The sequence below is a fragment of the Vibrio sp. THAF64 genome (assembly GCF_009363455.1).
GTDB lineage: Bacteria > Pseudomonadota > Gammaproteobacteria > Enterobacterales > Vibrionaceae > Vibrio > Vibrio coralliilyticus.
On sequence record NZ_CP045355.1, the window covers coordinates 3,316,870 to 3,330,246 of the forward strand.

At 49.0% G+C, this 13,377-nt stretch carries 3 protein-coding genes, 4 tRNA genes and 6 rRNA genes; 1 reads left to right on the forward strand and 12 read right to left on the reverse strand.

The features are described 5' to 3' along the window. Positions 1 to 75: 75 nt before the first annotated feature. The 10 genes from rrf (FIU99_RS15485) to FIU99_RS15530 form a co-directional block, all read right to left on the reverse strand. A 5S ribosomal RNA gene (gene rrf / locus FIU99_RS15485) occupies positions 76 to 191 on the reverse strand. Positions 192 to 352: 161 nt separating this feature from the next. After that, positions 353 to 3,241: ribosomal RNA gene (locus FIU99_RS15490) — 23S ribosomal RNA — on the reverse strand. Between the two features lie 299 nt (positions 3,242 to 3,540). Beyond that, a tRNA-Ala gene (locus FIU99_RS15495) sits at positions 3,541 to 3,616 on the reverse strand. Between the two features lie 42 nt (positions 3,617 to 3,658). Next, positions 3,659 to 3,735, reverse strand: a tRNA-Ile gene (locus FIU99_RS15500). A gap of 66 nt (positions 3,736 to 3,801) precedes the next feature. Further along, a 16S ribosomal RNA gene (locus FIU99_RS15505) occupies positions 3,802 to 5,354 on the reverse strand. Positions 5,355 to 5,671: 317 nt separating this feature from the next. Continuing rightward, a 5S ribosomal RNA gene (rrf, locus tag FIU99_RS15510) occupies positions 5,672 to 5,787 on the reverse strand. A gap of 161 nt (positions 5,788 to 5,948) precedes the next feature. Then, positions 5,949 to 8,837: ribosomal RNA gene (locus tag FIU99_RS15515) — 23S ribosomal RNA — on the reverse strand. 275 nt (positions 8,838 to 9,112) lie between these two features. Then, positions 9,113 to 9,188 (reverse strand) — tRNA-Glu (locus FIU99_RS15520). Between the two features lie 26 nt (positions 9,189 to 9,214). Beyond that, positions 9,215 to 9,290, reverse strand: a tRNA-Ala gene (locus FIU99_RS15525). A gap of 59 nt (positions 9,291 to 9,349) precedes the next feature. After that, positions 9,350 to 10,902 (reverse strand): 16S ribosomal RNA (locus FIU99_RS15530). Together the 16S, 23S and 5S rRNA genes with 4 tRNA genes alongside form the textbook arrangement of a ribosomal RNA operon. A gap of 558 nt (positions 10,903 to 11,460) precedes the next feature. Here FIU99_RS15530 and FIU99_RS15535 point away from each other — a divergent pair. Further along, on the forward strand, positions 11,461 to 11,901 hold the full coding sequence (locus FIU99_RS15535; RefSeq protein WP_029235943.1) for an RNA-binding protein: 441 nt from the start codon (positions 11,461 to 11,463) through the stop codon (positions 11,899 to 11,901). Here the strand turns inward: FIU99_RS15535 and murI are convergent. Together murI and FIU99_RS15545 are read right to left on the reverse strand one after the other, a co-directional pair. Then, on the reverse strand, positions 11,867 to 12,658 hold the full coding sequence (murI, locus tag FIU99_RS15540; protein WP_006957238.1) for a glutamate racemase: 792 nt from the start codon (positions 12,656 to 12,658) through the stop codon (positions 11,867 to 11,869). The genes FIU99_RS15535 and murI overlap by 35 nt on opposite strands. A 45-nt stretch (positions 12,659 to 12,703) precedes the next feature. Further along, the gene (locus FIU99_RS15545; protein ID WP_006957239.1) at positions 12,704 to 13,375 is read right to left on the reverse strand and encodes an ATPase; all 672 of its coding nucleotides are present in this window, start codon (positions 13,373 to 13,375) and stop codon (positions 12,704 to 12,706) included. Between the last annotated feature and the right edge of the window lie 2 nt (positions 13,376 to 13,377).

The window sequence follows — 13,377 nt, forward strand, 5'->3', positions numbered from 1 at the left end:
AGTCAACATAAAACTCTAAAAAAGATTAGAACTTTATGGTGACTTGCTTAATAGATAAGCAAAGTCGAAATTAAAGCCTGGCGATGTCCTACTCTCACATGGGGAAGCCCCACACTACCATCGGCGCTATTGCGTTTCACTTCTGAGTTCGGCATGGGATCAGGTGGGTCCACAACGCTATGGTCGCCAAGCAAATTCTTTATCAATTTGCTCGCAAATTCAAACGCACTTTAGTGCGGCCCTTTAGGGTGAGATTTGCTTGCAAATCGAATAATTCGGAAAGCTGTTATTGTGTTCTCTACACATTCAATCTGTTCTTACTTTGAGTCCATCAAAACCCTTTGGGTGTTGTATGGTTAAGCCTCACGGGCAATTAGTACAGGTTAGCTCAACGCCTCACAACGCTTACACACCCTGCCTATCAACGTTCTAGTCTCGAACAACCCTTTAGGACCCTCAAGGGGTCAGGGAAGACTCATCTCAGGGCTCGCTTCCCGCTTAGATGCTTTCAGCGGTTATCGATTCCGAACTTAGCTACCGGGCAATGCCATTGGCATGACAACCCGAACACCAGAGGTTCGTCCACTCCGGTCCTCTCGTACTAGGAGCAGCCCCCTTCAATCTTCCAACGCCCACGGCAGATAGGGACCGAACTGTCTCACGACGTTCTAAACCCAGCTCGCGTACCACTTTAAATGGCGAACAGCCATACCCTTGGGACCGACTTCAGCCCCAGGATGTGATGAGCCGACATCGAGGTGCCAAACACCGCCGTCGATATGAACTCTTGGGCGGTATCAGCCTGTTATCCCCGGAGTACCTTTTATCCGTTGAGCGATGGCCCTTCCATACAGAACCACCGGATCACTATGACCTGCTTTCGCACCTGCTCGAATTGTCATTCTCGCAGTCAAGCGGGCTTATGCCATTGCACTAACCTCACGATGTCCAACCGTGATTAGCCCACCTTCGTGCTCCTCCGTTACTCTTTGGGAGGAGACCGCCCCAGTCAAACTACCCACCAGGCACTGTCCTCAACCCGGATGACGGGTCTAAGTTAGAACATCAACACTACAAGGGTGGTATTTCAAGGACGGCTCCACCGATACTGGCGTACCGGTTTCAAAGCCTCCCACCTATCCTACACATGTAGGGTCAATGTTCAGTGCCAAGCTGTAGTAAAGGTTCACGGGGTCTTTCCGTCTAGCCGCGGGTACACTGCATCTTCACAGCGATTTCAATTTCACTGAGTCTCGGGTGGAGACAGCGTGGCCATCATTACGCCATTCGTGCAGGTCGGAACTTACCCGACAAGGAATTTCGCTACCTTAGGACCGTTATAGTTACGGCCGCCGTTTACCGGGGCTTCGATCAAGAGCTTCGACTTACGTCTAACCCCATCAATTAACCTTCCGGCACCGGGCAGGCGTCACACCGTATACGTCATCTTACGATTTTGCACAGTGCTGTGTTTTTAATAAACAGTTGCAGCCACCTGGTATCTGCGACTCCCGTTAGCTCCATCCGCAAGGGACTTCACCGACAGGAGCGTACCTTCTCCCGAAGTTACGGTACCATTTTGCCTAGTTCCTTCACCCGAGTTCTCTCAAGCGCCTTGGTATTCTCTACCCGACCACCTGTGTCGGTTTGGGGTACGATTCCTTACAATCTGAAGCTTAGAGGCTTTTCCTGGAAGCATGGCATCAATGACTTCACACCCGTAGGTGCTCGACGTCGTGTCTCAGCCTTAGAGAGAGCCGGATTTACCTAACTCTCAAGCCTACGCACTTGAACCTGGACAACCGTCGCCAGGCCCACCTAGCCTTCTCCGTCCCCCCATCGCAATTGTAAGAAGTACGGGAATATTAACCCGTTTCCCATCGACTACGCCTTTCGGCCTCGCCTTAGGGGTCGACTTACCCTGCCCCGATTAACGTTGGACAGGAACCCTTGGTCTTCCGGCGAGGAGGTTTTTCACCCCCTTTATCGTTACTCATGTCAGCATTCGCACTTCTGATACCTCCAGCAAGCTTTACAGCTCACCTTCAACGGCTTACAGAACGCTCCCCTACCCAATACATAAAATGCATTGCCGCAGCTTCGGTTTACAGCTTAGCCCCGTTACATCTTCCGCGCAGGCCGACTCGACTAGTGAGCTATTACGCTTTCTTTAAATGATGGCTGCTTCTAAGCCAACATCCTAGCTGTCTAAGCCTTCCCACATCGTTTCCCACTTAGCTGTAATTTGGGACCTTAGCTGGCGGTCTGGGTTGTTTCCCTCTCCACGACGGACGTTAGCACCCGCCGTGTGTCTCCCGGATAGTACTTACTGGTATTCGGAGTTTGCAAAGGGTTGGTAAGTCGGGATGACCCCCTAGCCTTAACAGTGCTCTACCCCCAGTAGTATTCGTCCGAGGCTCTACCTAAATAGATTTCGGGGAGAACCAGCTATCTCCAGGTTTGATTGGCCTTTCACCCCTAGCCACAAGTCATCCGCTAATTTTTCAACATTAGTCGGTTCGGTCCTCCAGTTGATGTTACTCAACCTTCAACCTGCCCATGGCTAGATCACCTGGTTTCGGGTCTATATCCAGCAACTCGACGCCCAGTTAAGACTCGATTTCTCTACGGCTCCCCTAGATGGTTAACCTTGCTACTGAATATAAGTCGCTGACCCATTATACAAAAGGTACGCAGTCACACCACGAAGGTGCTCCTACTGCTTGTACGTACACGGTTTCAGGTTCTATTTCACTCCCCTCACAGGGGTTCTTTTCGCCTTTCCCTCACGGTACTGGTTCACTATCGGTCAGTCAGTAGTATTTAGCCTTGGAGGATGGTCCCCCCATATTCAGACAGGATATCACGTGTCCCGCCCTACTCGATTTCACCTAAAATGCGCTGTCGGTTACGGGGCTATCACCCTGTATCGCAGAACTTTCCAGAACTTTCACCTGACGCATTAAAGGCTTAAGGGCTAGTCCAATTTCGCTCGCCGCTACTTTCGGAATCTCGGTTGATTTCTTTTCCTCGGGGTACTTAGATGTTTCAGTTCCCCCGGTTCGCCTCATTACCCTATGTATTCAGATAATGATACCTGCTTATGCAGGTGGGTTTCCCCATTCGGAAATCCCAGACTCAAATGACTTTTACTGTCTAATCTGGGCTTATCGCAAGTTAATACGTCCTTCATCGCCTCTGACTGCCAAGGCATCCACCGTGTACGCTTAGTCACTTAACCATACAACCCCAAAGGGTCTTACAATCAAACAACCAAAGTTGTCTGCCATTATTTAAACATGATGCAGACTCGATTTTGCCGGACTCAAATATTAAACATCACAAGGATGTTTCCAAGAACACTTGAATGTGTGTTGGTACCTAATGAACAAGTCATTAGGATTTGAGAACTTTTCAATGAATAACAACGCATCTCATAGAGATGGGGATTGTTGTTATTCGTCAGCTTTCCAAATTGTTAAAGAGCTAGATTCATAAATGAACCATTTTTAAAGATTCTTTTTCAAGAACACTTAAAGATGGTGGAGCTAAGCAGGATCGAACTGCTGACCTCCTGCGTGCAAGGCAGGCGCTCTCCCAGCTGAGCTATAGCCCCATCAAGGTGTCGATACTGTTGCCAATCTCCTGGGAGGAAGATTGGTGGGTCTGAGTGGACTTGAACCACCGACCTCTCGCTTATCAGGCGAACGCTCTAACCACCTGAGCTACAGACCCAGTATCGTCTCTTAAACTACATAAACCATCAATCTGTGTGGACACTCATCGTGAGTAATCATCGTATAAGGAGGTGATCCAGCGCCAGGTTCCCCTAGCGCTACCTTGTTACGACTTCACCCCAGTCATGAACCACAAAGTGGTGAGCGTCCCCCCGAAGGTTAAACTACCCACTTCTTTTGCAGCCCACTCCCATGGTGTGACGGGCGGTGTGTACAAGGCCCGGGAACGTATTCACCGTAGCATTCTGATCTACGATTACTAGCGATTCCGACTTCATGGAGTCGAGTTGCAGACTCCAATCCGGACTACGACGCACTTTTTGGGATTCGCTCACTTTCGCAAGTTGGCCGCCCTCTGTATGCGCCATTGTAGCACGTGTGTAGCCCTACTCGTAAGGGCCATGATGACTTGACGTCGTCCCCACCTTCCTCCGGTTTATCACCGGCAGTCTCCCTGGAGTTCCCGACATGACTCGCTGGCAAACAAGGATAAGGGTTGCGCTCGTTGCGGGACTTAACCCAACATTTCACAACACGAGCTGACGACAGCCATGCAGCACCTGTCTCTCAGTTCCCGAAGGCACAAGACTGTCTCCAGTCTCTTCTGAGGATGTCAAGAGTAGGTAAGGTTCTTCGCGTTGCATCGAATTAAACCACATGCTCCACCGCTTGTGCGGGCCCCCGTCAATTCATTTGAGTTTTAATCTTGCGACCGTACTCCCCAGGCGGTCTACTTAACGCGTTAGCTCCGAAAGCCACGGCTCAAGGCCACAACCTCCAAGTAGACATCGTTTACGGCGTGGACTACCAGGGTATCTAATCCTGTTTGCTCCCCACGCTTTCGCATCTGAGTGTCAGTATCTGTCCAGGGGGCCGCCTTCGCCACCGGTATTCCTTCAGATCTCTACGCATTTCACCGCTACACCTGAAATTCTACCCCCCTCTACAGTACTCTAGTCTGCCAGTTTCAAATGCAATTCCGAGGTTGAGCCCCGGGCTTTCACATCTGACTTAACAAACCACCTGCATGCGCTTTACGCCCAGTAATTCCGATTAACGCTCGCACCCTCCGTATTACCGCGGCTGCTGGCACGGAGTTAGCCGGTGCTTCTTCTGCAGCTAACGTCAAATGAATGCGCTATTAACACATCCACCTTCCTCACTGCTGAAAGTACTTTACAACCCGAAGGCCTTCTTCATACACGCGGCATGGCTGCATCAGGCTTGCGCCCATTGTGCAATATTCCCCACTGCTGCCTCCCGTAGGAGTCTGGACCGTGTCTCAGTTCCAGTGTGGCTGATCATCCTCTCAGACCAGCTAGGGATCGTCGCCTTGGTGAGCCATTACCTCACCAACTAGCTAATCCCACCTGGGCATATCCTGACGCGAGAGGCCCGAAGGTCCCCCTCTTTGAGCCGAAGCTATTATGCGGTATTAGCCATCGTTTCCAATGGTTATCCCCCACATCAGGGCAATTTCCCAGGCATTACTCACCCGTCCGCCGCTCGACGCCGTTATCGTTCCCCGAAGGTTCAGACAACTCGTTTCCGCTCGACTTGCATGTGTTAGGCCTGCCGCCAGCGTTCAATCTGAGCCATGATCAAACTCTTCAATTTAAGATTTTGTTCGGCTCAATGAATACTGAACATTACATAAGTAATGTTTGAATTGACTGTGCTGAATCCGAAGATTCAATGGTCACTTCGTATCATTGAAACCTAATTTGATACCGAAGTATCGAATTGGATTATCATCAACGAGTGCCCACACAGATTGATAGGTTTATATTGTTAAAGAGCTGTGCTTTCAGTGTCTTAGCACCTAAGCAGGACGCGTATATTACGCGACTGACTGTTGAAGTCAACATAAAACTCTAAAAAAGATTAGAACTTTATGGTGACTTGCTTAATAGATAAGCAAAGTCGAAATTAAAGCCTGGCGATGTCCTACTCTCACATGGGGAAGCCCCACACTACCATCGGCGCTATTGCGTTTCACTTCTGAGTTCGGCATGGGATCAGGTGGGTCCACAACGCTATGGTCGCCAAGCAAATTCTTTATCAATTTGCTCGCAAATTCAAACGCACTTTAGTGCGGCCCTTTAGGGTGAGATTTGCTTGCAAATCGAATAATTCGGAAAGCTGTTATTGTGTTCTCTACACATTCAATCTGTTCTTACTTTGAGTCCATCAAAACCCTTTGGGTGTTGTATGGTTAAGCCTCACGGGCAATTAGTACAGGTTAGCTCAACGCCTCACAACGCTTACACACCCTGCCTATCAACGTTCTAGTCTCGAACAACCCTTTAGGACCCTCAAGGGGTCAGGGAAGACTCATCTCAGGGCTCGCTTCCCGCTTAGATGCTTTCAGCGGTTATCGATTCCGAACTTAGCTACCGGGCAATGCCATTGGCATGACAACCCGAACACCAGAGGTTCGTCCACTCCGGTCCTCTCGTACTAGGAGCAGCCCCCTTCAATCTTCCAACGCCCACGGCAGATAGGGACCGAACTGTCTCACGACGTTCTAAACCCAGCTCGCGTACCACTTTAAATGGCGAACAGCCATACCCTTGGGACCGACTTCAGCCCCAGGATGTGATGAGCCGACATCGAGGTGCCAAACACCGCCGTCGATATGAACTCTTGGGCGGTATCAGCCTGTTATCCCCGGAGTACCTTTTATCCGTTGAGCGATGGCCCTTCCATACAGAACCACCGGATCACTATGACCTGCTTTCGCACCTGCTCGAATTGTCATTCTCGCAGTCAAGCGGGCTTATGCCATTGCACTAACCTCACGATGTCCAACCGTGATTAGCCCACCTTCGTGCTCCTCCGTTACTCTTTGGGAGGAGACCGCCCCAGTCAAACTACCCACCAGGCACTGTCCTCAACCCGGATGACGGGTCTAAGTTAGAACATCAACACTACAAGGGTGGTATTTCAAGGACGGCTCCACCGATACTGGCGTACCGGTTTCAAAGCCTCCCACCTATCCTACACATGTAGGGTCAATGTTCAGTGCCAAGCTGTAGTAAAGGTTCACGGGGTCTTTCCGTCTAGCCGCGGGTACACTGCATCTTCACAGCGATTTCAATTTCACTGAGTCTCGGGTGGAGACAGCGTGGCCATCATTACGCCATTCGTGCAGGTCGGAACTTACCCGACAAGGAATTTCGCTACCTTAGGACCGTTATAGTTACGGCCGCCGTTTACCGGGGCTTCGATCAAGAGCTTCGACTTACGTCTAACCCCATCAATTAACCTTCCGGCACCGGGCAGGCGTCACACCGTATACGTCATCTTACGATTTTGCACAGTGCTGTGTTTTTAATAAACAGTTGCAGCCACCTGGTATCTGCGACTCCCGTTAGCTCCATCCGCAAGGGACTTCACCGACAGGAGCGTACCTTCTCCCGAAGTTACGGTACCATTTTGCCTAGTTCCTTCACCCGAGTTCTCTCAAGCGCCTTGGTATTCTCTACCCGACCACCTGTGTCGGTTTGGGGTACGATTCCTTACAATCTGAAGCTTAGAGGCTTTTCCTGGAAGCATGGCATCAATGACTTCACACCCGTAGGTGCTCGACGTCGTGTCTCAGCCTTAGAGAGAGCCGGATTTACCTAACTCTCAAGCCTACGCACTTGAACCTGGACAACCGTCGCCAGGCCCACCTAGCCTTCTCCGTCCCCCCATCGCAATTGTAAGAAGTACGGGAATATTAACCCGTTTCCCATCGACTACGCCTTTCGGCCTCGCCTTAGGGGTCGACTTACCCTGCCCCGATTAACGTTGGACAGGAACCCTTGGTCTTCCGGCGAGGAGGTTTTTCACCCCCTTTATCGTTACTCATGTCAGCATTCGCACTTCTGATACCTCCAGCAAGCTTTACAGCTCACCTTCAACGGCTTACAGAACGCTCCCCTACCCAATACATAAAATGCATTGCCGCAGCTTCGGTTTACAGCTTAGCCCCGTTACATCTTCCGCGCAGGCCGACTCGACTAGTGAGCTATTACGCTTTCTTTAAATGATGGCTGCTTCTAAGCCAACATCCTAGCTGTCTAAGCCTTCCCACATCGTTTCCCACTTAGCTGTAATTTGGGACCTTAGCTGGCGGTCTGGGTTGTTTCCCTCTCCACGACGGACGTTAGCACCCGCCGTGTGTCTCCCGGATAGTACTTACTGGTATTCGGAGTTTGCAAAGGGTTGGTAAGTCGGGATGACCCCCTAGCCTTAACAGTGCTCTACCCCCAGTAGTATTCGTCCGAGGCTCTACCTAAATAGATTTCGGGGAGAACCAGCTATCTCCAGGTTTGATTGGCCTTTCACCCCTAGCCACAAGTCATCCGCTAATTTTTCAACATTAGTCGGTTCGGTCCTCCAGTTGATGTTACTCAACCTTCAACCTGCCCATGGCTAGATCACCTGGTTTCGGGTCTATATCCAGCAACTCGACGCCCAGTTAAGACTCGATTTCTCTACGGCTCCCCTAGATGGTTAACCTTGCTACTGAATATAAGTCGCTGACCCATTATACAAAAGGTACGCAGTCACACCACGAAGGTGCTCCTACTGCTTGTACGTACACGGTTTCAGGTTCTATTTCACTCCCCTCACAGGGGTTCTTTTCGCCTTTCCCTCACGGTACTGGTTCACTATCGGTCAGTCAGTAGTATTTAGCCTTGGAGGATGGTCCCCCCATATTCAGACAGGATATCACGTGTCCCGCCCTACTCGATTTCACCTAAAATGCGCTGTCGGTTACGGGGCTATCACCCTGTATCGCAGAACTTTCCAGAACTTTCACCTGACGCATTAAAGGCTTAAGGGCTAGTCCAATTTCGCTCGCCGCTACTTTCGGAATCTCGGTTGATTTCTTTTCCTCGGGGTACTTAGATGTTTCAGTTCCCCCGGTTCGCCTCATTACCCTATGTATTCAGGTAATGATACCTGCTTATGCAGGTGGGTTTCCCCATTCGGAAATCCCAGACTCAAATGACTTTTACTGTCTAATCTGGGCTTATCGCAAGTTAATACGTCCTTCATCGCCTCTGACTGCCAAGGCATCCACCGTGTACGCTTAGTCACTTAACCATACAACCCCAAAGGGTCTTCTGTTTAAACAACCAAAGTTGTCTGCCATTATTTAAACATGATGCAGACTCGATTTTGCCGGACTCAAATTTCCAAGAACACTTGAATGTGTGTTGGTACCTAATTCAAAGAATTAGGATTTGAGAACTTTTATTGAATAACAACGCATCTCATAGAGATGGGGATTGTTGTTATTCGTCAGCTTTCCAAATTGTTAAAGAGCATGTTTCTTTCGAAACCATTTTTAAAAGCACTATCACTAATGCGCTTAAAGATGGTATCCCGTAGGGGAGTCGAACCCCTGTTACCGCCGTGAAAGGGCGGTGTCCTAGGCCTCTAGACGAACGGGACACTAAGAATTTCTTAATAGAAATCATTGGTGGAGCTAATCGGGATCGAACCGATGACCTCTTCGCTGCCAGCGAAGCGCTCTCCCAGCTGAGCTATAGCCCCTCTTTAATTTATATAAACATATCAATCTGTGTGGACACTCATCGTGAATAATCATCGTATAAGGAGGTGATCCAGCGCCAGGTTCCCCTAGCGCTACCTTGTTACGACTTCACCCCAGTCATGAACCACAAAGTGGTGAGCGTCCCCCCGAAGGTTAAACTACCCACTTCTTTTGCAGCCCACTCCCATGGTGTGACGGGCGGTGTGTACAAGGCCCGGGAACGTATTCACCGTAGCATTCTGATCTACGATTACTAGCGATTCCGACTTCATGGAGTCGAGTTGCAGACTCCAATCCGGACTACGACGCACTTTTTGGGATTCGCTCACTTTCGCAAGTTGGCCGCCCTCTGTATGCGCCATTGTAGCACGTGTGTAGCCCTACTCGTAAGGGCCATGATGACTTGACGTCGTCCCCACCTTCCTCCGGTTTATCACCGGCAGTCTCCCTGGAGTTCCCGACATGACTCGCTGGCAAACAAGGATAAGGGTTGCGCTCGTTGCGGGACTTAACCCAACATTTCACAACACGAGCTGACGACAGCCATGCAGCACCTGTCTCTCAGTTCCCGAAGGCACAAGACTGTCTCCAGTCTCTTCTGAGGATGTCAAGAGTAGGTAAGGTTCTTCGCGTTGCATCGAATTAAACCACATGCTCCACCGCTTGTGCGGGCCCCCGTCAATTCATTTGAGTTTTAATCTTGCGACCGTACTCCCCAGGCGGTCTACTTAACGCGTTAGCTCCGAAAGCCACGGCTCAAGGCCACAACCTCCAAGTAGACATCGTTTACGGCGTGGACTACCAGGGTATCTAATCCTGTTTGCTCCCCACGCTTTCGCATCTGAGTGTCAGTATCTGTCCAGGGGGCCGCCTTCGCCACCGGTATTCCTTCAGATCTCTACGCATTTCACCGCTACACCTGAAATTCTACCCCCCTCTACAGTACTCTAGTCTGCCAGTTTCAAATGCAATTCCGAGGTTGAGCCCCGGGCTTTCACATCTGACTTAACAAACCACCTGCATGCGCTTTACGCCCAGTAATTCCGATTAACGCTCGCACCCTCCGTATTACCGCGGCTGCTGGCACGGAGTTAGCCGGTGCTTCTTCTGCAGCTAACGTCAAATGAATGCGCTATTAACACATCCACCTTCCTCACTGCTGAAAGTACTTTACAACCCGAAGGCCTTCTTCATACACGCGGCATGGCTGCATCAGGCTTGCGCCCATTGTGCAATATTCCCCACTGCTGCCTCCCGTAGGAGTCTGGACCGTGTCTCAGTTCCAGTGTGGCTGATCATCCTCTCAGACCAGCTAGGGATCGTCGCCTTGGTGAGCCATTACCTCACCAACTAGCTAATCCCACCTGGGCATATCCTGACGCGAGAGGCCCGAAGGTCCCCCTCTTTGAGCCGAAGCTATTATGCGGTATTAGCCATCGTTTCCAATGGTTATCCCCCACATCAGGGCAATTTCCCAGGCATTACTCACCCGTCCGCCGCTCGACGCCGTTATCGTTCCCCGAAGGTTCAGATAACTCGTTTCCGCTCGACTTGCATGTGTTAGGCCTGCCGCCAGCGTTCAATCTGAGCCATGATCAAACTCTTCAATTTAAGATTTTGTTCGGCTCAATGAATACTGAACATTACACAAAGTAATGTTTGAATTGACTGTGCTGAATCCGAAGATTCAATGGTCACTTCGTATCATTGAAACCTAATTTGAAGCCGAAGCTTCGAATTGGATTATCATCAACGAGTGCCCACACAGATTGATAGGTTTATATTGTTAAAGAGCTTTTCTAACTTCCGTTGCGCTTTAGCGCCTCGTCGTTAGGGGTGCGTATCTTACGCTTCCCATTTTAAGAGTCAAGCGTTTTATTTAACTTTCTTTCCTCTTTCAATTCCGATTTCGGTTTGTGACTTTCGTCTCACTCCTTGTCGGTGAGGCGGCATTATAGGGAGCTTAGAAAGGATGACAAGTGTTTTTTTGAATTTATTTTTCATTCGGTTAAAAACAAATCAAAACGCCAGAAATAGAATAAAATTTCAACATTTGAGTCACGTCACATCAATAGGTTGGAAAAACAACAACCATATACGTAAGATCCGTGTGTCTATTTTGTTAATACCTAGGCACTTTTTTCTTAAACTACGAAGTTGTATTCAAATATGAGTTCTAATAAATCGACCTTAATGATTCTCGCCTTAGCGGTTTTAGGTGGAATCATCTTTTCGCAGGTTGCTATTTCTCCTGCGCTCAGCTTTGTTATCGGTGTTTTTGCTTCTGCTTTTGTTTTTAAATTTTCAAACACCACAACTGAGCCAGCAACCGTTAATGAACCCGCGACCAAGACCCTCTATGTCGGCAACCTTCCTTACAAAGCAAATGAATCCCATGTGAAGGAATTGTTTGCTAAGCATGGTGAAGTCTTTGCCGTCCGCCTGATGAAAGATAAACGCACAGGTAAAAGACGAGGATTTGGTTTTGTTGTCATGGCAGCAACGGATGCTGCTGGTGCTATAGAAGGACTAAATGAAAAGGATTATATGCAGCGTACATTAAAGGTACGTATCGCTAATGATCCAAAATCTCAAGCTGAACAGGACTAAAGCCTAAGTTTTGTAATGCTCTATTCAACGCTCCTTCTGCATAAGGGGGAGCCGTTGAAAAAATTTCCCTCAGACCTTTTCCTTCTTTCTTGTCCTCAAGGTTCAACAATTCTTGTACTCGACGCGCAATCGCCTCACCAGAGTCCACCAGCACAACCTGTTCACTCAGCACCGACTGTATTTCTTCTTTAATGAGAGGAAAGTGTGTGCACCCTAATACGGCAACATCGACTTTACCTATCATGGGTGACAGTACTGCCTTTAGTTCTTGATTCGAGACAGGGGTACCGCGAAGCTTTTCTTCTGCCATGTCGACCAGTCGAGTAGAGCCTAAAAGCTCAACGGGTTTGCTTTGCGAGAAGTCGCGAATCAATTCCTGCGTGTACTGACGTGTCACCGTCGCGGGGGTTGCTATCAGTCCGACCGCTTTATTCGCTAAATTAGATGCTGGTTTAATCGCAGGTACGACGCCGACAACCGGAATCGAGAGCAAAGTTCTCAATGAAGGTAATACAATGGTGCTTGCGGTATTACATGCAATCACAACCAAATCCACTTGGTGATCAGCGACATACTGCGAAACCAATGCTTCCACTCGAGAAACTAACGTTTCATGATCCAACTCACCGTAGGGATAAGCTGCGTTATCAAACAGGTATACATAGTCAAGTTGAGGGAGCTTTTTCTCTATTTCTTGGAAAACAGAAAGCCCACCGACCCCAGAGTCAAAAATTAGTACTTTTGATTGTAGTGACACTTGATATACCCACACATTTCGATGTGGCAATCATACTCACACAAATCAGTTTGGCAATATCTTCGCTTGGTAACGTTGATGAGAGAAACGGTCTCCAACGTCACGAGTCGTAAAACTCAACTCAATCTTGCCTTGATAGCTACGGGTTTGCGTGACCAGCGTATGAAACTCGCCGTCTTCACCGCATGGGTCCACACCACTCGGTAGAGAATCAATGAATGCTCGGTCATACCATCGCCCGCAATACTCAGGGTCAAGTGCTTGACCATCCGTTGTCACAACCAGGGTTTTAATCCCTCGCTCTAAGATCTCATCCGCAAGGTCTTGGCTATTTTGTCCAATGAGTGGAAAAACACACTCCCAACCAGCGGGTTCAATATAACTGCGGCGATAAGCTTCGATACCATTGCAGAACATATCACCAAAAGCCACGGCCTGAATATCGAGATCGCTGCTCTTTAGTGCATCAATGATGGTCGACTGATAGACGTCATTTGGTGGAAATGTTTCCGGCATTTCAATTTTTATTAGAGGTAACCCAAGTAAGGCTGCTTGCATGTCCAGCACTTCAACAGGAGTGGCTTGGAATGGGACTTCATCTTTTACGTAAGTGGTGTAAAGACCAACAACATTGTAGTGTTCACTATCGACTAGCCTTTCTAGAGTGAGGGTCGAATCCTTTCCGCTCGACCAACTGATAATGACGTTCTTTTTCATTG